Origin of the sequence: Actinoplanes siamensis (genome assembly GCF_016862395.1) — a bacterium.
GTDB lineage: Bacteria > Actinomycetota > Actinomycetes > Mycobacteriales > Micromonosporaceae > Actinoplanes > Actinoplanes siamensis.
In genome coordinates this window covers 1-22,505 of sequence record NZ_BOMW01000087.1, presented here as the reverse complement: position 1 = coordinate 22,505, position 22,505 = coordinate 1, and the positions used below count along the sequence as shown (strand labels likewise).

Below are 22,505 nucleotides of genomic sequence, written 5' to 3'. Positions count from 1 at the left end.
CTCAATGGGCACGGGCCATAACTTCATTTCCAGAACCGCTGCCGAGCAAACGTCGGGGCAGCCGGGAAATCCCATCTGAAACGGAGTTCCACCATGCGCTCGTCTGTCGCCCGCATCGTCACCGTCGCCGTCGCCGCCGTTTTCGGAACCGCGCTCGCCCTGACCGGCGCCTCCGTCGCCCTGGCCGACGACGCCACGCACGCCGCGGGCAGCACGGTCGTCGCGTCCACCACGGAGGACACCTGGCCCTGGACCTCCCCCGCCGACGCCGCGGCCGACGACGACACCTGGCCCTGGACCTCCTCCACCGACGCCTCGGCGAACGCCGACACCTGGCCCTGGACCTGATCGGAAGCACACCAAGCGCATTCAAAGCCATAAATGCGGATCGTTTTGCCGGACGGCCGCTATAGCAAGTCGACGGACGACAGGCCATACGCCTGTCGTCCGTTATTTCGTATCCGATCATCTCGCACCGGAACCGGTTCGGCCCTACCCCTCTCCGGCCCGATAATGCAGGGGAACAGGCTGGCTCAGGAATGGTTGTTCCCGGGTTCGCAGTCGCGGAAAGGGCCGGCTTTCGCGGGGCGCGGGCCATCACGCAGGGGTCCGGCCCCCGGTTGCCCGCGCCGCGGCCCGATGGGGTGCCCGCCGGCGCGGCGGAGGGCGCGCCGCGGCCAGCCCGGACTACGTGGTCAGGGCAGAGCTGACCTCGTGCACCACGGTGGACCGCGAATGCGGTGTCGCGCCGTGCGACAGTGCCACGGCCTCGTCGCGGTCAGGCCTTCCCGGCCGGTGCGGCCGGCGCGTCGGCCGCCGGCGGGTCGGCGAACAGCTGGTCGCCCCCGCCCGCGGCGGCGTACGCCTCGCTGAGCAGGGTCAGGACCTTGGCCTCGAAGACCGGCGCCTGGATGGTGCGAAACAGGCCCAGCGCCCGGTGCAGGTGCACCACCGCCTGCGGCGCCTTGCCGATGGTCAGCACCAACTCGCCCAGGCTCCGCTCGACCCGCGCCTCGATCATCCGCTCGCCGGTGCCGGCCGCCAGCGTCCGCGCCTCGTTGAGCGCGGTCCTCGCCTGCTCCTGGTCACCGGCGCGCAGGTGGGCCAGGCCGAGCCCGTGCAACGCGTACGCCTGGCCGATCGGATCAGCCAGTTCGCGGACCACTACCAGGGTCTCCTCGAATGCCGTCACGGCCGCGGCGTGGTCCCCGGCGGTCAGGTGCGCGTCGGCCAGCCGGTGCAGCACCTGCGCCTCGATGCGCCGGCTGCCGGCCCGCCGGCTCAGCTCCAGCGCCTCCGGCAGGATGCGCTTGGCCTCGTCCGGGTTGCCGTCCTCCAACGCCACCTGCGCCATGCTGTTCAGCACGTACGCCGCCGCGGTCAGATCACCAGCGGCGCGCAGCACCCGCAGCGCCTTCCCGTAGCGGCGGGTCGCGCTGTCAAACTCGCTGGCGATCCGGTCCAGATAGGCCAGGTGCCGGCTGACCAGGGCGGCACCGTGCTCGGCGCCGAGCTGGGTGAACAGCAGCTCGGACTGCTCGAGGCTGGCCCGGGCCTCGTCGAACCGCTTCTCGACGATGCCCAGCGACCCGGTGCTGTAGAGCATCACCGCCTCGCCGCGCCGGTCGCCGGCCGCCCGGCACGCGGCGAGGGCCACCCGGTGCGTCTCGCGCCAGTCGTCGAGATAGATCCGGGACTCGAAGAGCGTGACAGCGGTGAAGGCGAGGTCCCAGCAGACCTCGACCAGGCCGACCTTCATCGCTTGGCGCACGCCGGCGACCAGGGTCAGGCGCTCGCGCTCCAGCCAGTCCATCGGATCACGGAGGACCCGCGCGACCACCTTCGGGGAGAACGCCCACCGCTCGGCCTGACTGTGCACCTGCGGGGTGTCCTCGCCGTGCAGCTTCCCGTGCGCCTGCTCGGCGAGGAAGAGCAGCGCGCTGAGCACCCGCGACAACGCGGCGCCACGCTCGGCGGCGGCCTCCTCCACGGCCAGCCGCTCGCGGGCGAAGACCCGGATGAGGTCGTGGAAGCGGTACTGGGTACGCAGGCCGCCCTCGGTGCCGGTGATCTCCACCAGCTGCGCGTCGACCAGTTCGTCGAGCAGGTCCTGCGCGTCGACCAGCGGCTGGTCGAGCAGCGCGGCGCTGACCCAGCCGCCGAAGACCGGGAAGTTGAGCAGGGCGAGCAGGCGGAACAGCCGGCGGGCCTTCTCCTCCATGTTGTCGTAGGTGTGCGAGATGCTCACCCGGATCCCGAGGGCGCCGTGCTTGAGTTCGTCGAGCCGGCGCGACTCGTTCTCCAGCCGGCTGGCCAGCTGCTCGACCGTCCAGTGCGGGCGCGCCGACAGCCGGGCACCGGCGATGCGCAGCGCCAGCGGCAACTGCCCGCAGAGCTCGGCCAGCTCGGCGGCCGCGTCGGTCTCCGACTGCACCCGGTCGCCGCCGGCGATGCGCGACAACAGCGCGATGGACTGCGCGGAGTCGAAGACGTCGACCTCGATGTGCTCGGCGCCGGGCAGTCCGGCCAGGCGTCGGCGGCTGGTCACCAGCACCGCGGCGCTGGGGTTGCCGGGCAGCAGCGGCAACAGCTGCGTCTCGCTGCCGGCGTTGTCCAGCACGATCAGGATGCGCCGGTCGGAGAGCAGGTCGCGGTACATCTCCGCGCGTTCCTCCAGCCCGTCCGGGATCTTGTTGCCGGGCACGCCGAGGGTGCGCAGGAACCGTTCCAGCACCTGGGTGGGGCTGGCCTGCCGGGACGCGCCTCCGTGCAGGTCGGCGAAGAGCTGGCCGTCGGGGTACCGCCAGGCGAGCCGGTGCGCGACGTGCACGCTCAGCGACGTCTTGCCGATGCCGGGTTTGCCGGCGACCACGACGATCGGCACCGCCAGCCGGGCCGGGTTGTCCGCGGCCTCGGCGAACCAGGCCTGGATCTCCTCGATCTGCTCGGCACGCCCGGTGAAGTCGGCGATGTCGGTGGGCAGCATGCTGGGCCCGCCGCCGGTGCCCGGCAGGCCGGACGCGTCGCCGGCGGGCGGCACCGGTTCGGGGAGCGGCGGCGGGAGCGGGGGCGGGAGCGGCGGGATGGCGACCGGTTCGGCCACGACGATCACCCCGGCCTCGACCGTCTCGCGGGTGGTCGGCAGGCTCAGCCCGGCGTCGGAGCTGAGGATGGAGTTCTCCAGCTGCTGCAGCCGGTCGCTTGGCTCCAGGCCGAGTTCCTCGATCAGGATCCGGCGGGCCGAGCGGTAGCACTCCAGCGCCTCGGCCTGCCGGCCGGACCGGTAGAGCGCGAGCATCAGCTGACCGCGCAGCCGCTCGCGCAGCGGATGGGCGGCGACCAGACCGGTCAGCTCGGCGATCAGGTCACCGTGCCGGCCCAGGCCGAGCTCGAGGTCGATGCACTCCTCGGTGGCGGTGAGCCGGCGCTCGACGAGCCGGTCGGCGGCCGCCCGCAGCGGATCGCTCTCCAGTCCCTCCAGCGGCACGCCGCGCCACATCCGCAGCGCCTCACGGTAGAGGCGCACGGCCTCGTCCTTGTCGCTGGCCGCGCCCGCCCGGGTCAGCAGCGACTCGTAGCGCTGCAAATCGACCTCGTCGTCGGGCACCTCCAGCGCGTATCCCTGGGTGCGGGTGACGATCGCCTCCGGCCGCCCGTTGGCGGCCAGCAGCCGGCGCAGGGCCGAGACACAGATCTGCACCTGGGCCCGTGCACTGTTGGGCGGCCGTTCGCCGTAGACCGCGGTGACCAGCCTGCCGACCGAGACCACCCGGCCCGGTTCGAGCGTCAGGCTGGCGAGCACGATCTGCTGACGATGGCCGCCCAGGTCGAGGCGCCGCCCGTCGTCATCGACCGCCTCGAGCGGACCGAGCACACGGAATTCCATCGGCCCGCCTACTTCGGGACACCAGGACGTATTCGCCTGGATGGGGTGGCCATGTTCACCCCGTGTCCGTGGCCGCCACGTCGCGATTCACCACGTTTGCCCATGCTTCGGTGACCAGTCCACACTGCACTCCCCCGTATGTGTGTCTTTCTGAGGTTACGAAGCCATCCTCGGCCACCGCTAGGCCGCTCACCGAACCGCACCTTTAGTCCAGTGCCCGACTGACCATTCAACCGATTGCGCCGCGGCGAAGATTACGGAGCGTCGCCGGCCCGCGGCCCGCGCGGGGGTCGCCCGTCGCCGAACCCCTACGAGGTACCCCGGACCTCGCGCCACCACGGACGAAAGGGGTCCCCGGGCGCCGACACCGACCCTAATGTGGCTGGCATGCAGGATCAGACGGTGGCGGTCCTCGTGGTGGACCACTGTCCACAGGGGGTGCCGCCGGCCGGCACCGCCGCCGCTCCAGGAGGTTCCTTGTGAGTTCCGACGTCACCTTCAGCTTCCGGCCGCGGGCCCGGTGGTCGGCGTGACCGCGCCCGACCCGCGCTGGTTCCGGCGGTTCCACCCCGGGCCGCACACGGGCGTCACGCTCGTCTGCCTGCCGCACGCGGGCGGTTCGGCCAGCTTCTTCCACCCGGTCTCGGCGGCGCTGGCCGGCTCCGTCGACGTCGTGGCCGTGCAGTATCCCGGGCGCCAGGACCGGCACGGCGAACCGCAGGTCAGCAGCGTGGCCGCCCTCGCGGAGGCGGTGGCCGGGCAGGTGGCCGCCCTCGGCCCCCAGCCGGTCGCCCTGTTCGGGCACAGCATGGGCGCCTTGGTGGGCTACGAGACCGCGATCCTGCTGGAGCGCGCCGGCCACCCGCTGACCCACCTGTTCGCGTCCGGCCGGCGGGCTCCGTCGCGGGGCCGGACGGAGGCGGTCCACCGGCTCACCGACGACGGGCTCATCGCCCACGTGCGGCAACTCGATGCCGACACCGGCGTCGCCGACGCGCTGGAGGATCCGGACGTGCGGGCCATGGCGCTGCCCGCGCTGCGCGCCGACTACCGCGCGGTGGAGACCTACCCGGTCACCCCGGGCACGCCGCTGCGCTGCCCGATCACCGTGTTCACCGGCCGGGACGACCCCGTGGTGAGCGCCGCCGAGGCAGCCGCCTGGGACGGCCACACCCTCGGAGGCTTCGCGTGCTTGACCTACCCGGGCGGCCACTTCTTCGTGGCCACCCACCGCGCCGCCGTCCTGGCGGAGATCCGGCGCCGGCTCGCCCTGGTCCCGACCGCGCTCGGCTGAGCTCGCGCGGACCCGGGCCGCCGGGCGCGCCGGCCCGGGTGCTGCCGGTCTCCGGGGCTGCCTGCCGGCCGCCGGACGACCTCTCAGGTCTCGCTCCGCGGGGTCGCCTCCAGCTTGCTGTGCAGGATGTCGCGGGCCTGACCGGCGGCACGGGCGATGCTCTCGGAGACGAACTCGACGAAGCGGGAGATGTTCTCCAGCCGGGCGGCGGCCGGGGTGCCGGGGCCGAGGACGCCCACGCCCTGCCGGGCGATCTCACCGAGATGGGCGGTCGCCCGGGCGCTGGCCATCATGGACTGGTACAGGACGTCGTCGTCGACCACATAGCGTTCCCGGCGCCGCTCGTCGCGCTCCCGGCGGACCAGGCCCTGGTTCTCCAGGAACGCGATCGCCTTGGAGACCGACGCCGGGCTGATCTGTAGGCGTGCCGAGAGCTCGCTGGCGGTGAGGCTGCCGCTGTCGGTGGTGTAGAGGCCGGCCAGCGTGCGGGCCGTCATCTTGGGCAGTCCCTGCTCCATGAACACGGTGGCGAAGGTGGCCTCGTACTCACGCACCGCCTCGGCGTCGCGCCCGTGCGGCTGCGGGTGCGTGCCGGAGTGCCCGGGCGTGGCCTTGCGGCGGCGGCGGGCGCGGTGCTCGGTGGCGTGGTGGGCGAGGTCCGCGCGGTAGGCGTTGGGGCCGCCGTTGCGCATGACCTCACGGGTGACGGTGGAGGTCGGACGGTCGAGGCGCCGGGCGATCTCCGCGTAGGAGAGGCCGTCGGCCAGCCCCAGGGTGATCTGCTGGCGTTCCTGCTGCGTGAGCCTGCCTCCCGGCATCGCGGCCTCCTTGACGTCCCGTGGTTGCACCTGCGCCCACCATAGCGTTCACCTCCCTTCATTGCAACGATCTCTCGCAGGTCCGTTGCGTTAGTTTCGTAGCCATTGCAATGAAACAAGGGCTCTGAACTGCGAACTTCCGTGCTGAACGCAACGACAATGTTGCCGAATCCGCGAACACAACGTAGCGTTTCCGTTGTCAGAAACAAGCGATCGAAGGAGCCTCCGATGCAGAACTTCCCCACCCCCGCCCCCGTCTCCGCCGTCCTCGACATCCCCGCGGGACGCATCCAGTTCATCGCCGCGGACCGCGCCGACACCACGGTCGAGGTCCGGCCCGCGGACGCCGCCAAGAGCCGCGACGTCAAGGCCGCGGAGTCCGTCGACGTCGCCTTCGGTGACGGCGTGCTGCGGATCGAGGCCGGCGAGGCGGCGAGGCGGGCCCTCGGCAACCCCGGGTCCGTCGAGGTGACGGTCCAGCTGCCGGCCGGCTCCCGGGTCGAGGCCAGGACGGCCAGCGCCGAGTTCCGCGGCGTCGGGCGGCTCGGCGACGTCGCCTTCGAGGGCGCGCACGGCTCGGTCAAGCTCGACGAGACCGCCAGTGCCCGCCTGACCCTGCAGTCCGGCGACGTCTCGGTCGGCCGCCTCACCGGTCCTGCCGAGCTCACCACCCGCAAGGGCGATCTGCACATCGCCGAGGCCATGAGCGGCACCGTCACCCTGCGCACCGAGCAGGGCGACATCTCGGTCGGCGCCGCCCGCGACGTCTCCGCGTCCCTGGACGCCGGCACCAGGTACGGCCGGATCCACAACGCGCTCAAGAACGCCGACGGGACCACCGCCCTGACCATCCACGCGACCACCAACCACGGTGACATCACCGCCCGCAGCCTGTGAGGCAGGCACCGCACCGGTGTCCCGCGGCCCGGATCTGCTGCGGGACACCGGGCCGGCGCCACCGGCCGGGACGCGCGGGCAGCCGGTCAGGCCGCGTCGCGCACCAGCACCCGGACACGGGGCGCCTCCGGGACGTCGCCCAGCGCCGGGGGAAGCGCGGCGACGAAGGCATCGGCCTGGGCCGCGGTGAGGATCAGCGGCGGCGCCAGCCGGAGCACGGCGGGCTGGACCGCCTCGACGAGGAACCCGGCCGCGCGCAGCCGGACCGTCACCGGCGCGGCGACCGGTTCGGTCAGCACGATGCCGAGCAGCAGACCGGCGCCGCGCACCCCGGCGATCAGCGGGTGCGCCAAGGCCTCGATGCCGCCGCGCAGCCGGTCGCCGACCCGCCTGACGTGGTCGAGCAGCCCTTTGCCGGCGATGGTGCGGATCACCGCGAGCCCGGCCGCGCACCCGAGCGGGTCACCCCCGGCCGCCGCCGCCGGGACGTCCGGGGTCAGCAGCTCGGCCGCCGCCCCGAACGCCAGGCAGGCGCCCAGCGGCCGGTCGCCGCCCAGTCCGCCGGCCAGGGTGAGCAGGTCCGGCTCGGCACCCTCGCTCTGATGGTGGAACCAGTACCCGGTCCGCCCGAGACCGGTGCGGGCCTCGTCGAGCACCAGCAGCGCGCCGGCGGCCGTACAGATCTCGCGGGCCGCCGTCAGGTAGCCGGCGGGCGGCACCACCACGCCGTACGCGCCCTGGATCGGCTCCAGGACCACCGCGGCGGTGGCGCCACCGACCGCGGCGCGCAACGCCGCGACATCGCCGAAGGGGACCTGGGTGACCGGCCGACCGGTCATCCCCGGGGCGTCCGGGAAGCTCCCGGCCGCCGTCACCACCTCGCCGCGTCCGGTGCGTCGGGAGACCCGGAGCGCCGTCTCGTACGCCTGCCCGCCCGAGCCGGTGAACAACACCCGCCCGGGACCGGTCAGGGCCAGCAACAGCTCGCCGAGCAGGGCAGCCGGCCCCGCCGCGGCGCTGTCCGGGCCGGGCCGGGCGGCGGCGCCCTGCGCGGACACCGCCGCCGCGACCGCCGGGTGGGCATGGCCCAGCACGTTCGCCCCGATCCCGCCGAGCAGGTCGAGATATTCCCGGCCGGCGTCGTCGACGACCATCGCGCCGCCGCCCTCACCGCGAGGTGGCATACCGGCCCCCCGGACTCCAGTCCTGCGCCATGGCGGCCAGCAGCCTGCTCTCCTCGTCCCTGAGGTAGAAGTGCCCGCCGGGAAAGACGCGGAGCCGGAAGGAGCCGCGGCTGACGTCCGCCCACCCGCGCATCTGGTCCCGGCTGATCGCGGGGTCGTCGGTGCCCACGTAGCCGAACACCGGGCAGTCCAGCGCGGGCCCGCGCCCGCCGCGGTACTCGTTGACCAGCTCGAGGTCCGCGCGGATCGCCGGCAGGGCGAAGGCGCGCAGGTCGAGGTCGGCGAAGACCTCGGTACGGCTGTCGTCCTGCCGCACGATCTCCGCGATGATCTCGTCGTCGGTGCCCCCGAAGCGCGGCTGGTGCGCCAGCGACCGCGGGGGCAGCCGCGCGGACACGCACAGCGCGGCCGGTGGACGCCCCCGCTGGTGCAGGCGGACGGCCACCTCGTGCGCCACCGAGGCGCCCATGCTGTGGCCGAAGAACACCAACCGCTCCCCGACCGGCTCCAGCGCCTCGGCCAGGTCGTCCGCCAGCGCCTCCAGAGTGGACGGGAACGGCTCACCGGCCCGGTCCTCGCGGCCCGGGTAGCGGACGCCGAGCACGCCGACGTCCGCCGGCAGGCCCGATGGCCAGGTGCGGTACGCGCTCGCCCAGCCGCCGGCGTGCGGGAAGCAGACGAGTTTCGTGGTGCACCCGTCGCCGTCCCGGAAGCGGCGTATCCACCGGTCCTTGGTCAGAGTCCTCATCCAACAATCTCCTCTCCCCGTGACGGCGCCGGGTGTCCCGGTCAGCTGATGCCGACCCCGGCCTCGCTGAGCAGGGTGCGCTGAGCGTCCTGCTCCAGCCCCCGGGCGACGATCGAGTCGGCGATCTCGCCGCTGCGCACGGCGACGTTGGACAGCAGCGAGGAGCTCAGCCCGTGGGTGTGCTCGGTGCCGCCCTGCAGGTAGACGCCGCACGCCAGCTCCGGGGCGGTGGCGATGCGGTAGTCGCGCTGCATCCGATAGCGGCCCGCCTCGTCGCGCAGGCAGTGCCGCTCGAGGTCGCGCAGCAGGGTGGTGGGCTCCATCGAGCTGTAGCCGGTCGCGCAGACGAGCGCGTCCACCTCCAGCTCGCGCTCCTCGCCGTCGGGGCCGGAGCGCAGGGTCACGCGGGTCTCGGCGCCGGCGCGCCGCACGCCGGCGACCCTGGTCAGGTTGACGAAGTGCAGACGCTCGACGCCGTGCACCTCGTCGTCGTACGTCCGGCGGTAGAGGTCGCGGATCACCTCGTCGTCGACCACCGAGTAGTTCGTGTTGCTGTGGTAGCGCCAGAACGCCTCGCGCGTCTCCGCGGAGCCGAAGTAGTAGTGGTCCACGGCCGCGGGGTCGAAGATCTGGTTGGCGAACGGGGTGTCGTCCGCGACGGAGTAGCCGTAGGACGGGAGGATCGCCGACACCTCGGCGTGCGGCAGCTTGTCGTACAGGAAGCGGGTGATCTCGGCGGCGCTCTGGCCGGCGCCGACCACCGCCACCCGGCGCAGGCCGCGGGGGTCCATGCGGTGGAACTTGTGCAGGAACTCCGAGCTGTGCCAGACCCGGTCGTCGCTCTCGATCCCGTCGAGCATCCGCGGGGACAGGCCGGTCGAGATCACCACGTTGCGCGCCCGGACCACCCGGGCGGGCTGCCCGGTGACGTCGGCCACGGTCAGCCGCAGGTGCTCCGGCGCCGCGGCGCCGGCGTGCGGCGCGCGCTGGATCGAGGTCACCTGGGAGCCGTACGAGACGCGGCCGGCGACCTGTGCCTGGGCCCACTCGAGGTACTGGTGGAACTCCTGGCGGGTCGGGAAGAAGTCCTGGTTGTTGACGAACCGCGCGAGGCGTCCCGAGGCGTGCAGGAAGGAGACGAAGCTGAACCTCGACGTCGGGTTGCGGAACGTCACGAGGTCCTTGAGGAAGGAGATCTGCATGGTGGTCGACGGCAGCAGCATGTTGCGGTGCCAGCCGAACCGGGGCTGACGCTCGAAGAAGTGACTGCTGATCCCGCTCTGGGGCCCGGCCAGCCCGCGCTCCTCCAGGGCGATGGCGAGCGCCAGGTTGGACGGACCGAATCCGATGCCGACCACGTCGTAGATCTCGGGTGCACGATCAGTCATGAATACCTCTCCTGATGACATGGCCGTACGAAGGGCTCTCGCATGTCGGCCGGCAATAGTGGTTCGGGAGGGTTCCCCGGCCGGCGGCTGCCGGCCGGGGAACCCTCGCGTCAGTGAGCGGAATCCGGTGCCCGGGAGGGCGAGGTCAGCGGGTGCAGGCGGACTCCGACACCACGCTCGCCCCGGCTCCCAGCTGAACCACCGACCGCACGGCGAAGGCGTTCTTGGCCGTCTTGGTGAGCGTGGTGCTCAGCGGGATCGAGGACCCGTCCGAGTGGATCAGTACGCCGGTCGAGGTGAGCGCGTTGCCGGCCCAGCCCGGGGTGGTCTGGGCCCCCCGCTGGCCGGCGTCGTCGAAACGGTCGGCGGTGAACTGGTTGCGGTGGGCGTCCCAGCCCCAGATGTACTCGGCGGACCCGATCGGGGTCCCGCCGATCGAGTTCACCTCCTGCCACCGCATGAACTTGCCGTCGAGGATGAACTTGGCGGTCGAGGTCGTCTCGAACCGCGTAACGGTGCCGTCCACGCCGGTGACCGAACCGGTGCAGCTCCAGGACCCGGTCAGGGTGCGCAGCGGCTCGATCACGCTGACCGGTTCCGCCAAGTGCTCAGCCGGCGAGCCGAGCGGCTCGGCGGCGTGGGCGAGGGCAGGACTGAGGACCGCCGCGCCGAGGAGCGCCGCGCCGGTGACGGCTGCCCGCGTGAAAGTGATTGTGATCGCCATAGCATTTCCTTATGGGTTGCGCGACATCGCATCGCGATGCCGCTGTGCGTGATCCAACCGAGCGGGCCGTGGCCTCGCTCAGACAACTGCGCCGCCCTTGGTCCGCCGGCGCAGGGCCGGCCGGCTCGACCGGGAGAGGTTCTCCCAGCGTTCCGAGAGGCCGACGATGGTGCGCGCGGCGAAGAGCGTGCGAATGGACACCTCGAGCCGCAGTTCGGCGCGGATCAATCCGACCAGCCGGATCGCCCGCAACGAGTTGCCGCCGAGGTCGAAGAAGTCCTCGTCGATGCCCACGCGGCCGAGCTCGAGCACGTCGGCGAACAACTTCGCCAGGACCTGCTCGGTACGGTTGCGTGGCGCCCGGTACAGCCCGTCGCGGAACTCGGGCTGCGGCAGCCGGGTCCGGTCCAGGCGTCCGGCGGCCGTGACCGGGAGCCGGTCGAGCACCGTGAAGGCCGAGGGAAGCAGGGATTCCTGCACCCGCCCGGCGACGAAACGGCTCAGTTCCTCGTGGGAGAGCTCCGTGCGGGGGTCGTGGGTTCCCGCGCCGTCCGCGCCGAGGCCTGGCACCGGGACCACGTACGCCGCGAGGCGCTGCTGCCCGGAGCCGTCCTCGCCCACGACGACCACCGACTGCGCCAGCCGCGGGTGCTCGCAGAGCACCTCCTCGATCCGGCCCGTGTCGACCTCGGCCCCCCGGATCCGGGCCCGGACACCGGCGCGGCCCACGTGCTCCAGCCGGCCCTCGGCGCCCCAGCGGGCCCGGTCCCCGGTGCGGTACATGAGCCCGCCGGCGGGGCCGAACGGGCAGGGCACGAAGTGTGCGGCGGTGTGCCCGGGGTTCCCGGCACCTCCGCGGGCGACCGCGGACCCGGCGACGTACAGGTCACCGGCTACGCCGGCCGGGACCGGCGCGAGCCCCGGGCCCAGCACGTAGCGGGCGGTGCCGTCGGTCAGTCCCCCGCTGGCGGCGACGCCGGGCGCCGGTTCCTCCGCCGCACCGCGGGCCGGGATGAGCGCGCTCGTGCCCGCCGGGCCGTGGCTGTTGACGATCGACAGGTCCGGGGCGGCCGCCCGAAGTCGTTGCAGCGCCGCCACGGGCACCTCGTCCGCCTGGGTCCAGATCTCGCGCAGCCCGGCCAGGCTCTCCGGGCGCTGCGCGGCGACGGCCGCGACCAGGCCGGCGGGCAACCAGGCCAGGGCGACGGGGTGGGTGGCCCGCACCGCGGCGAGCGCGTCGCCGTCCAGGTCCGGTGCCGCGGCCACGACGACCCGGCCACCATGCGCCAGGGGCACCCACAGTTCGAGGGCGAGCGCGTCGGAGGCCGGCGAGCCGCTCCAGAGCACGTCGCCGGGGACGACCCGCGACCAGTGCCGGTCCACGACGTACCGGGTCAGGTTGCGGTGAGTGACCAGCACAGCCGGGCCCGCGCCGGCCGGTCCGGAGCCGTACGTCACGGCGACCAGGTTGTCCGGGCGCACCGGGGCCGGCCCACCGTCACCGGCGGCGTCCTCCCAGAGGTCGTCGACCATCGTCACCGGCACCGCCGGGCCGGACGGGAGCAGTGCGGCCGTGGCGGCGTCGGTGAGCAGGGCCGCGGCACCGCCGGCGGCGACCTGCGACCTGATCTGCCCGGCGAGGAGAGCGGGGTCGATCGGGAGGTAGGCCGCACCCGCCTTGACCACGCCCAGCAGCACGGCGGCCAGCTCCGCGGAGCGGGGCAGCGCCACCGCGACGACCGCTTCCGCGCCGAGGCCCCGGCGGCGCAGCGCCGCGGCGGCCCGGCCGGATCGCTCGTCCAGCTCGCGGTAGGTGAGCGTCACATCGCCGGACACGATCGCGACGGCGTCCGGATCGGCGGCCACCTGCCGGGCGAACAGCTCCGCGACAGTGGCCTCCGCCCCGGCCACGGTGCTGTCGCCCGGCGCTGCCAGCACCTGGTCGCGCTCGGCGCCGGCGACCACGTCCAGCGCCCCGATCGACGGTGCCTCGCCGGCCACCGCGGCCCGCACGAAGGCGATGAGGTCCTCCCCGATCAGGCGCAGCTGCGCCCGGGAGTAGAGACTCGCGGGTGCGTCCAGGCGGATGAACAGGTCGCTGTCAGCGGTCCCGTCGGTGTAGACGCCGATCGAGAGCTCGTTGAAGCTGCCGGTCGTCGCGCCGGAGTAGCGCGCCGGGTGGCCGGCGAAGAAGAGCTGCTCGGCGAACTCGATGACGTTCACGACGGCGCCGAAGCTGCCGCGCTCGCTGGACGCCACGCCGCTCGCCCGCTGGATGTCGGAGTAGTGGCAGAGGGTGTGCCCGTAGATCTCCGAGGTCTCGTCGACGATCGCGTCGGCCAGCTCCTCGAAGGTGGCGCCGAGCGGCGCCCGGACCCGGACCGGCACCACGTTCACGGCCAGGCCGGGCGTCGTGCCGGCCGCTCCGCCGCGGTTGCCGGTGGCCAGCGAGAGCAGGAACTCCGGCAGGTCACAGCGGTGCCGCAGGAACGCCGCGGTGGCCGTGGTGAGCATCGACGACCGCCACACGCCCATCGACTCCGCGGCCGCGGTCCACGTGTCGGCCTCGGCCCGCGGGACGGTCAGCGTCCGGGCGGCCATGCCGATCACGCCGGCCACCTCGGCCCATTGGTCCGCCTCGCTCAGCGGCGCGGAGAGCTCCAGCCGCCTCTCCTCGGGCACGACGACACCGGGAACCTGCGCCGCCGGGGGCGCCTCCTTGAGGTAGTCGCGCCAGAACTCGAGGTCCTCGGTGGCCTGCTCGGAGCCGAGGTAGTCCGCGGCCAGGGCGGCGAACGACCCGAGATCCCACGAGTGCGGCGGCGCGGGGATGTCCTGGCCGCCCAGCAACGCCGTGTAGACCTCGGCGAGCCGCCGCGACAGCAGGCCGCCGGCGCCGAAGCCGTCGGAGACGAGGTGGTGATAGGCGATCACCAGCAGCGAGCGGTCCGCGGCGAGCTTGACCACGCCCAGCCGGAACAGCAGGTCCCGCGCCACGTCGAAGGGCCGGCGCACCAGGTCGCTCAGGGCCTCCCGCGCGGCCTGCCCGGGGTCGGCGGCGGCGCTGACATCGAGCCGGAACGGCTGCCAGTCCCCCAGCTCCCGGGGCACCAGCCGCAGGCCCTCGCCCTCGTCGACGAAGGTGACGCGCAGCACCTCCGCCTCGTCGAGCACGTGCCGGAACGCGGACTCCATGGTGGCCGCGTCCAGCTCACCGGCCACGTCCCACATCGTCAGCGCGTGGTTCAGCGTGCCGGACGCCATTCCGTCCGCCAGCCACAGTCCTTTATGTGCGGGAGATGCATCGAACGAGCGCACACGAATCACCCTTCGGCAAAAGCTCGGGAAATCGAAGATGTTCGCCTATCACCCCCTACTTTCCGGGATGAGAATCAGCACTGCAAGACATTCGGCGGCCGCTGCGGCGGGCGCGCGGCCGGACTTGCCCTGTCCCGCCGGCGGGACAATCCCGCGGCGCGTCCCGCGCCGCGGGATTCCGCCATTTATTGCGGGACGCGGTCGGTCATGGCGGAGACGATGTACCCGGCGACCTTCCGCGGGGACGGGTGCCGCAGCACCAGGTTCGCCCTCAGCTTGAGCCCGGTCGAGGCGGTGAGGCGCTTGCTCAGCTCGGTGGAGAGCAGCGAGTCGAAGCCGATCTCCTTGAACTGTCGGTCCGGGTTGATGGCCGCGCTGGAGTCCTGGCCCAGGACCACGGCGACCTTGTCCAGCACGTGTGCCAGGACCAGGGCTGTCGCGTCGCCGTCGGGCAGCACGGAGATCTGGTCGGAGAGCGGGACCCGGGGTTCCTCGGTGGCGGGCGGCGCGGTGGCGGGCAGATCCGGCGCCGCCGCGTGCGAGGCGGAGTTCACCCAGTACCGCTGCCGCTGGAACGCGTAGGTCGGCAGGTCGACCCGGCGGCCCGGCCCGACCAGGGCGGTCCAGTCCACCGGCCCGCCCCGGACGAAGAGCTGGGCGGCCGAGCCGAGCAGCGCCTCCACCTCACCGCGGTCGCGCCGGGTCGACGACAGGACCACCGCGTCGTCGATGTCCTCGACGATCTCCTGCACCGGCACGGTCAGCACCGGATGCGGACTCATCTCGATGAGCACGCGGAAACCGTCGGCGACCGTACGCCGCACGGCAGGCTCGAAGAGAACCTTTCCCCGCAGATTGTCGTACCAGTATCCGGCGTCCATTTCCGCGGTGTCGATCGGCTTTCCGTGCAGGGTCGAGCAGAGAATGGTACGAGCCGTTTTCGGGACGATGTCGGACAATGCCGTGACCACGTCGTCACGGACCCGGGTCACGTGGTGCGAATGCGACGCGTAATCGACGGATATACGCCGCGCCTGGATTCCGTCGGCTTTCACCGCGGCGATGAACTCGTCGAGCGCGTCCGGTTCACCGGACACCACCACCGAGCGGGGGCCGTTGACCACCGCCACGCTCACCCGGCCCTCCCACGGGGCCAGCCGGCGCGTCACCACCTCCGCGGGCGCCACCACCGACGCCATGCCGCCGTGGCCGATCAGGGCCACCAGGGCCTGGCTGCGCAGCGCCACGACCTTGGTGGCGTCCCGCAGCGACAGGGCGCCGCAGACGTACGCCGCGGCGATTTCGCCCTGGCTGTGCCCGACCACCGCGGCCGGTTCGACGCCCCAGGACCGCCAGAGCGCGGCCAGGGACACCATCACGGAGAAGAGCGCCGGCTGCACCACGTCCACCCGGTCCAGCCCGGGTGCCCCGGCCACGCCTCGCAGCACGTCCAGCAGCGACCAGTCGACCCACTCGCTCAGGGCCGCCGCGCACTCGTCGATGCTGCGCGCGAACACCGGGAAACTGTCGTACAACTGCCGGCCCATCCCGGCCCACTGCGAACCCTGGCCGGGGAAGAGGAAGACGACGCCACCGGGGTTCCCGGCGACACCGCTCACCGCGGCGGGCGAGTCGGCGCCGTCACGGACCGCGGCCAGCGCCCGCAGGAGTTCGTCGCGGTCGCGGCCGAGCACCACGGCCCGGTGCTCGAACCGGCTGCGGTGGGCGAGCAGCGACGCGCCGATGCCGGTCAGGTCCGCGTCCGGATCGGCGGCGACGAAGTCGTGCAGCCGGGCCGCCTGCTGCGCCAGGGCCGCGCCGCTCCTGGCCGACACCGCCCAGGACACCAGCCCGCCGGGGACGCCGGCGTCCGGGCCGGTCGCGCCGGCCTCCGGGGCCGGGGCCTCCTCCAGGATCACGTGCGCGTTGGTGCCGCTGACCCCGAACGACGACACGGCGGCCCGCCGCGGCGCGGCCGCCGGGTTCCACTCGCGCCCCTCGACCAGCAGCTCCATCGCGCCGGACAACCAGTCCACATGCCCGGAGGGCGCGTCCACGTGCAGCGTCTTCGGCAGGTAGCGGTGGTTCATGGCGAGCACGGTCTTGATGACCCCGGCGACGCCGGCCGCCGCCTGGGCGTGTCCCATGTTGGACTTCAGCGAGCCCAGCAGCAGGGGCCGGTCCGCCGGACGGTCCTTGCCGTACGTCGCCAGCAGCGCACCGGCCTCGATGGGGTCACCCAGCACGGTGCCGGTGCCGTGCGCCTCGACCAGGTCCACCTCGGACGCGGCGACACCGGCGTTGGCCAGGGCCTGCCGGATCACCTTCTCCTGCGCGCGGCCGTTGGGGGCGGTCAGGCCGTTGCTGGCACCGTCCTGGTTCACCGCGGACCCGCGTAGGACGGCCAGCACCGGGTGCCCGTTGCGGCGCGCGTCGGAGAGCCGCTCCAGCAGCAGCACGCCCACTCCCTCGGCCCAGCCCGTCCCGTCGGCGCCGTCCGCGAAAGACTTGCACCGGCCATCGGTGGCCAGCCCGCGCTGCCGGGAGAACTCCACGAAGATCGAGGGCGTCGACATCACCAGCGCCCCGCCGGCCAGTGCGAGCGAGCACTCCCCGGCCCGCAGCGACTGCGCCGCCAGGTGCAGGGCGACCAGCGACGACGAGCAGGCCGTGTCGATCGACACCGCCGGGCCGGTCAGGCCCAGCTGGTACGCCACCCGCCCGGACGCGACGCTCAGCGTGCTGCCCTGCAACAGGTAGCCCTCCAGCTCATGGGGAGGCGCCTCCAGGAACCGCGACCCGTACTCCGACGAGCTCACCCCGGTGAAGACACCGACGTCGGCGCCGCGGACCTCGGCGGGCACGATGCCCGCCCGCTCGAACGCCTCCCACGACGTCTCCAGCAGCAGGCGTTGCTGCGGGTCGACGGCGAGGGCCTCGCGCGGGCTGATGCCGAAGAAGCCGGCGTCGAACCCGGCCACGTCGGTGAGGAACCCGCCCTGGCGCACGTACGAGCTGCCCGCGTTGTCGGGGTCCGGGTGGTAGATGTCGCGCCAGCCGCGGTCCGCCGGGAACTCGGTCACGACGTCCCGGCCCTCCCGGATCACCTCCCACAGCTCCTCCGGGGACGACACCCCGCCCGGATAGCGGCAGGCCATCGCCACCACCGCGATCGGCTCGCCGCGGCCGGCCCGCAGCGCGTCGTTCTCCTGCCGGAGGCGGTCGCGCTCCTCCAGCAGCGCGCGCAGGGCCCGTTGGACCCGGTCACCGCCGGCGGCCGCGTGGTCCGTGGTGTTGCTCATGTCAGATGCCCCTCTCGTCCAGAGCCAGCTCGAGGAGCGCCTCCAGGTCCAGGTCCGCGAGTTCGTCCGCATCGGTGCCGGCGGCCGGTCCGCCGGCCTCCGGCAGCTCCGGTCCGGCACAGGCCAGAATGTGATCGAGAATGCCCACGCTGCGCAGCCGGTCGATCGAGACGGTGCGCAGCACCTCGCGGATCGCCGCGTCCTCGGCCGGGCCCGGCTCGGCCGCCGGGCGCAGCAGCCCGTGCAGGTGACCGGCCAGCTCATCCGGCGTCGGATAGCTGAAGACGAGCGTGGAGGGCAGGCGCAGCCCGGTCGCCGCCGCCAGCCGGTTGCACAGTTCCACCGAGGTCAGCGAGTCGAACCCCAGCACGGTGAACGCCTGGCCCCCGTCGCTGACCTTCCCGGCCGGGTGGCCGAGCACGACGGCGACCTGCTCGCAGACCCAGTTCCGCAGGGTCGCTTGCGCCTCGTCCGCGGGCAGCGTGGCCAGCCGGTCGAGCAGTCCGCGGGATTCGCCGCCCGCAGCCGTACGGGTGCCGGCGCGGCCCGGCCGGCTCGCGCCGACCAGGTCCCGCAGCAGCAGCGGCACGTCCTCGGCGGGCCTGCCCCGCAGCGCCGCCCGGTCGATCCGCGCCGGGATGAGCACCGCCTTGTCCAGCGTGCGGGCCGCGTCGAACACGGCCAGCGCCGTCGGCGTCGGCAGCGGGCCGATGCCCATCCGGCGCAGCCGGGACAGGTCGGCCTGGTCCAGGTTCCCGGTCATGCCGCTGCTCTGCTCCCACCACCCCCAGCACAGTGAGGTGGCGACTCCGCCGGCGGCGCGACGCGCCGCCGCCAGCCCGTCCAGGAACCCGTTCGCCGCGGCGTAGTTGGCCTGCCCGGCGGTGCCCAGCGTGCCGGCCAGGGCGGAGAACTGCAGGAACGCCGACAGCGGGCGGTCCTTGGTCAGCTCGTGCAGGTTCACCGCCCCGGCGACCTTGGCCCGCAGCACCCGGTCGACACTCTCGCCGGTGAGCGACTCCAAGGTGCCGTCGGCCAGCACTCCCGCCGCGTGCACGACCGCGGTCAGCGGGTATCGCCCGGGCAGGCCGGTCAGCAGGTCCGCCACCGCGCCCGGGTCGGCGATGTCGCAGGCCACGACCCGGACCGCCGCGCCGGCGCCCTCCAGCTCCGCGACCAGCTCCGGCACCCCGTCGGCAGCCGGTCCGCGGCGGCTGGCCAGCAGCAGGCTGCGTACGCCGTGCTCGGTGACCAGATGCCGGGCCACCAGGGAGCCGAGTCCGCCGGTCCCGCCGGTGATCAGCACCGTGCCGCCGCCGAGGCCGTCGCCCACCTCGAGGACGAGCTTGCCGACGTGGCGGCCCTGGCTCATCTCGCGGAACGTGGCACGCGCGTCGCGGATGCTGCGCACCGACACCGGGTTCAGCCGCACCTGCCCGTCCGCGAACAGCTTCATGACCTCGACGAACATGTCGCGGATCGCGTCCGGGCCGGCTTCGTACAGGTCGAAGGCCGTGTAGTCGACGCCGGGGTGCGCGGCCGCCACCTGCCCGGCGTCGCGGATGTCGGTCTTGCCCATCTCGATGAAGCGGCCGCCGCGCGGCAGCAGCCGCAACGAGGCGTCGACGAAGTCGTGCGCGAGGGAGTTCAGCACGACGTCGAGCCCCCGGCCGCCGGTCGCGCCGGTGAACTTGTCGGCGAACCCCAGGTCGCGCGACGACGCCAGGTGCGCGTCGTCGATCCCCAGCCCGCGCAGGGTGGGCCACTTGCCCGGACTGGCGGTGGCGTAGATCTCCGCGCCGGCCTGCTTCGCCAGCTGAACGGCGGCCATACCGACGCCACCGGCAGCGGCGTGGATGAGGATCCGCTGTCCCGCCCGGAGCCGGGTCACGTGGAAGAGGGCGTAGTAGGCGGTGAGGTAGGTGCTCGGCACCGACGCCGCCTCGGCGAAACTCCACCCGTCCGGTACGCCGGTGAGCAGCCGGTGGTCCGCCACGGCCACCGGGCCGAACGCGCCGGGGAAGATGCCCATCACCCGGTCGCCCGGCGAGAACCCGGTCACGTCGGCGGCCACCTCCAGCACCACTCCGGCGCCCTCGCTGCCGAGCCCGGCGTCGAAGGCTGTGCGCTCGACCAGGCCGAGCGCGATGGTGACGTCGCGGAAGTTGAGGCCGCCGGCCCGGACCGCGATCCGGACCTGACCGCTGGCCAGCGGCTCGGTGACCTCGGGGCACGGGAGCCAGGTCAGGTTCTCCAAGGTGCCCGCGGTGGACACGCCCAGCCGGTGGGCCCCCTCCGCCGGGGGCTCGAGCTGCTGGCCGGTGGGCACGACCGGGGCCATGCGGGGCACGAGGTACGCGCCGCCGCGTACCGCCAGCTGGTCGTCGTTGCCGGTGAGCACGGCCGGGAAGCAGGCCGCGGATGCCGGCTCGTCGTCGATGTCCACGATCCGGAACCGCCCGGGGTGCTCGGTCTGGGCGGACCGGACCAGGCCCCACACCGACGCGCCGGGCAGGCTCTCGACGCCCTCGCCGGTGTCGACGGCCGAGCGGGTGAGCACCACCAGGGTGCAGCCGGCCAGCCGCTCCTCGGTGAGGAACCGCTGCAGCACGCCGAGCACGCCCTTGTCCGCGCTGCTCACCCGCGCCAGCGGATCTTCGCCGTCGACCAGGTCGTCCACGGCGAGGACCAGGTGCTCGGGCACCTCGGCCGCCAGGACCTCGTCGATCGACCCGTGACGGACGACGCTGCCCGCGCCGGCCTCGCCGAGCCGCGCGGCCGCGCCGTCCGCGGCGCCCAGGACGGCCCACCGGCCGCGACCGGGCTGCTGCTCGCCCGGCTGCACCGCACGCCACCGCAGCTCGAACAGCGACTGCTCCGAGCGGCCGGGCACCGAGCGCACCTGCTCGGCGCTGACCCGCCGGAACGTCAGCGCCGCGACGCGGGCGATCTCGCGGCCGCGCTCGTCGGCGAGCCGCACCGAGAAGACGCCCTCGCCGGCCGGCGAGAGCCGGACCCGGACGGTCGGCCCGCCGGCGCCGAGGAGTTCGACCCCGGACCAGGCGAACGGCATCCAGCCCTGCTCGCCCCGGACCTCGATGGCGCCTCCGGCGATCAACGCGTGCAGCACGGTGTCCAGCAGGGCCGGGTGCAGGCCGAATCCGCCGCCGGACGAGGCCGTCGCGACCTCCGGCAGCGTGGCTCGGGCGAGCAGGTCGTCCCCGTGCCGCCAGACCTCGCCCAGCCCGCGGAACGCCGGGCCGTAGTCGAAGCCGCCGTCGGCCAGCGAGTCGTACAGGCCGTTCAGGTCCAGGGGCTGGGCCCCGGCGGGCGGCCACTGCGCGGCGTCGGGGGCCGGGGACGGCAGCGAGGAGGCCGGCGCCAGGTGCCCGGTCGCGTGCCGGGTCCAGCCAGCCGGCGCTCCGGTGTCGTCGCCGGGACGCGAGTACACGCTTAGCGCGCGGCGCCCGGTCTCGTCGGGTGCACCGGCGACCAGCCGCACCTGCACGTCGCCGGTCTCCGGCAGGATCAGGGGCACCTCGAGGGAGAGCTCCTCCACCGCGGGGCACCCGAGCCGGCCGCCCACCCACAGCGCCAGTTCCAGGTACGCCGTCGCGGGGACGACCACGTGGCCGTACACGGCGTGGTCGGCGAGCCACCCGTGGGTCTGCACGGACCACCGGTCGCTGAACATCACCTCGTCGGAGCCGGGGTGGTCGACGACCGCGCCGAGCAGCGGGTGCTCCGGCTCGGCCAGGCCGGCCGTCGTCACACCGGCCGACCCCGTGCCGGCCTGGAAGTTCAGCCAGTAACGCTGGTGCTGGAACGCGTACGTGGGGAGGTCCACCGCCCGGCGCGGGCCGAGCAGCGCCGGCCAGTCCACGGCGCCGCCCCGCACGTGCAGCCGCGCCAGCGCGTCGGTCAGCGCCTGCGCCGCCCCGCGTCCGCGGCGCGCCGTGGAGACCACCAGCGCGGCGTCCGGGTTCGTACCGGCGAAGGCGTCCTTGGTGATGCTCGCCAGCGTCGACCCGGGGCCCACCTCGAAGAAGACGTCCGCGCCGGCGGACCGGGCGGCCTGCACCGCGGCGTGGAAGCGGACGGGTTCGCGGACGTGGCTCACCCAGTGCCCGACCGAGGTCAGCTCCGCGAGCGTGGCCGGCCGGCCGAGCCGGGTGGAGATGATCGGGATCGTCATGGTGCCCGGGGTCAGGTCGTGCAGGGCGCCGGCGAACTCGTCCAGGATCGGGTCCATCAGCGGGGAGTGGAAGGCGTGGTCGACGTCGAGCAGCTTCGCCGACAGACCGTCGGCGACCAGCCTGCGGGAGAGGTCGTGGACCTCGTCGCGGGGACCCGCCACCACCACCGAGTCCGGGCCGTTGACGGCCGCGACGCCGATGCGCTCGCACTGTGCCAGCAGCTCGCCGATCCGCTCCTCGCCGGTGCGCACCGCCAGCATGGCGCCGCGCTCGCGGACCGTCTGCATGATCCGTCCGCGGGTCGCCACCAGCCGGGTGGCGTCGGACAGGCCGAGCGCGCCGGACACGTGCGCGGCGGCGATCTCGCCGACCGAGTGGCCGATCAGGTGGTCCGGTCGCGGGCCGTACCGCGCGACCAGCCGGTACAGGCTGACCTGGAGCGCGAACAGGGCCGGCTGCGCGACGTCGGTGCGGTGGTGTTCCGCCGGCTCGTCGGCGAGCAGGATCGGCTTGAGGGCGAAGGGCAGGTGCGCGTCGAAGGCGGCGCAGATCTCGTCCAGGTCCCGCGCGAACTCCGGGTAGGCCGCGCAGAGCTGCCGCGCCACCCCGGTCCACCGCGACCCCTGGCCGGGGAACATGAACACCACGCCGCCGGACTCCCGAGCGACCCCGTGCACGACGCCGGCGGTCTCCACGTCGTCGCGCAGCGCGGCCAGGCCGCTGAGCAGCTCGTCGCGGTCGTGTCCGGTC

Annotated in this window: 12 protein-coding genes; 3 read left to right on the top strand and 9 right to left on the bottom strand. The window is 73.7% G+C overall.

Going from position 1 to position 22,505, the window contains the following annotated elements; genetic code table 11:
- The first annotated feature begins 93 nt into the window (after positions 1-93).
- The gene (locus Asi03nite_RS34770) at positions 94-348 is read left to right on the top strand and encodes a hypothetical protein (RefSeq protein ID WP_203684766.1); all 255 of its coding nucleotides are present in this window, start codon (positions 94-96) and stop codon (positions 346-348) included.
- 430 nt (positions 349-778) lie between these two features.
- On the opposite strand, the gene Asi03nite_RS34765 is transcribed toward Asi03nite_RS34770, so the two are convergent.
- On the bottom strand, positions 779-3,886 hold the full coding sequence (locus tag Asi03nite_RS34765; RefSeq protein WP_203684765.1) for an AfsR/SARP family transcriptional regulator: 3,108 nt from the start codon (positions 3,884-3,886) through the stop codon (positions 779-781).
- 529 nt (positions 3,887-4,415) lie between these two features.
- On the opposite strand from Asi03nite_RS34765, the gene Asi03nite_RS34760 reads away from it, so the two are divergent.
- Positions 4,416-5,180 (top strand): thioesterase II family protein, encoded by a 765-nt coding sequence (locus Asi03nite_RS34760; protein ID WP_239103143.1) that lies wholly within the window; start codon positions 4,416-4,418, stop codon positions 5,178-5,180.
- A gap of 83 nt (positions 5,181-5,263) precedes the next feature.
- On the opposite strand, the gene Asi03nite_RS34755 is transcribed toward Asi03nite_RS34760, so the two are convergent.
- Positions 5,264-5,998: a MarR family transcriptional regulator gene (locus Asi03nite_RS34755; RefSeq protein ID WP_203684763.1), complete on the bottom strand. Its 735-nt coding sequence runs from the start codon at positions 5,996-5,998 to the stop codon at positions 5,264-5,266.
- Positions 5,999-6,226: 228 nt separating this feature from the next.
- On the opposite strand from Asi03nite_RS34755, the gene Asi03nite_RS34750 reads away from it, so the two are divergent.
- Complete coding sequence (locus tag Asi03nite_RS34750) at positions 6,227-6,895, top strand: DUF4097 family beta strand repeat-containing protein (protein WP_203684762.1); 669 nt, start codon at positions 6,227-6,229, stop codon at positions 6,893-6,895.
- 86 nt (positions 6,896-6,981) lie between these two features.
- Here Asi03nite_RS34750 and Asi03nite_RS34745 read toward each other — a convergent pair whose 3' ends face one another.
- From Asi03nite_RS34745 to Asi03nite_RS34715, 7 genes are all read right to left on the bottom strand, one after another.
- On the bottom strand, positions 6,982-8,079 hold the full coding sequence (locus tag Asi03nite_RS34745) for an aminotransferase class III-fold pyridoxal phosphate-dependent enzyme (protein ID WP_203684761.1): 1,098 nt from the start codon (positions 8,077-8,079) through the stop codon (positions 6,982-6,984).
- Positions 8,063-8,827: a thioesterase II family protein gene (locus tag Asi03nite_RS34740; RefSeq protein WP_203684760.1), complete on the bottom strand. Its 765-nt coding sequence runs from the start codon at positions 8,825-8,827 to the stop codon at positions 8,063-8,065. The genes Asi03nite_RS34745 and Asi03nite_RS34740 overlap by 17 nt, the downstream gene beginning before the upstream one ends.
- Before the next feature lie 41 nt (positions 8,828-8,868).
- Positions 8,869-10,215 (bottom strand): lysine N(6)-hydroxylase/L-ornithine N(5)-oxygenase family protein, encoded by a 1,347-nt coding sequence (locus Asi03nite_RS34735; protein WP_203684759.1) that lies wholly within the window; start codon positions 10,213-10,215, stop codon positions 8,869-8,871.
- Between the two features lie 145 nt (positions 10,216-10,360).
- On the bottom strand, positions 10,361-10,939 hold the full coding sequence (locus Asi03nite_RS34730) for a DUF1579 domain-containing protein (RefSeq protein WP_203684758.1): 579 nt from the start codon (positions 10,937-10,939) through the stop codon (positions 10,361-10,363).
- A 78-nt stretch (positions 10,940-11,017) separates the two neighbouring features.
- Positions 11,018-14,257, bottom strand: a complete 3,240-nt coding sequence (locus tag Asi03nite_RS34725; RefSeq protein ID WP_239103142.1) for an AMP-binding protein — start codon at positions 14,255-14,257, stop codon at positions 11,018-11,020.
- Between the two features lie 185 nt (positions 14,258-14,442).
- Positions 14,443-17,559: a type I polyketide synthase gene (locus Asi03nite_RS34720; RefSeq protein WP_203684757.1), complete on the bottom strand. Its 3,117-nt coding sequence runs from the start codon at positions 17,557-17,559 to the stop codon at positions 14,443-14,445.
- Position 17,560: 1 nt separating this feature from the next.
- A partial coding sequence (locus Asi03nite_RS34715) for an SDR family NAD(P)-dependent oxidoreductase (RefSeq protein ID WP_203684756.1) occupies positions 17,561-22,505 on the bottom strand: 4,945 nt, incomplete at its 5' end.

Coding starts and splice junctions, on each gene's coding strand:
- Asi03nite_RS34770 (WP_203684766.1), top strand. CDS start 94: ATGCGCTCGTCTGTCGCCCGCATCGTCACCGTCGCCGTCGCCGCCGTT.
- Asi03nite_RS34765 (WP_203684765.1), bottom strand. CDS start 3,886: ATGGAATTCCGTGTGCTCGGTCCGCTCGAGGCGGTCGATGACGACGGG.
- Asi03nite_RS34755 (WP_203684763.1), bottom strand. CDS start 5,998: ATGCCGGGAGGCAGGCTCACGCAGCAGGAACGCCAGCAGATCACCCTG.
- Asi03nite_RS34750 (WP_203684762.1), top strand. CDS start 6,227: ATGCAGAACTTCCCCACCCCCGCCCCCGTCTCCGCCGTCCTCGACATC.
- Asi03nite_RS34745 (WP_203684761.1), bottom strand. CDS start 8,079: ATGCCACCTCGCGGTGAGGGCGGCGGCGCGATGGTCGTCGACGACGCC.
- Asi03nite_RS34740 (WP_203684760.1), bottom strand. CDS start 8,827: ATGAGGACTCTGACCAAGGACCGGTGGATACGCCGCTTCCGGGACGGC.
- Asi03nite_RS34735 (WP_203684759.1), bottom strand. CDS start 10,215: ATGACTGATCGTGCACCCGAGATCTACGACGTGGTCGGCATCGGATTC.
- Asi03nite_RS34730 (WP_203684758.1), bottom strand. CDS start 10,939: ATGGCGATCACAATCACTTTCACGCGGGCAGCCGTCACCGGCGCGGCG.
- Asi03nite_RS34720 (WP_203684757.1), bottom strand. CDS start 17,559: ATGAGCAACACCACGGACCACGCGGCCGCCGGCGGTGACCGGGTCCAA.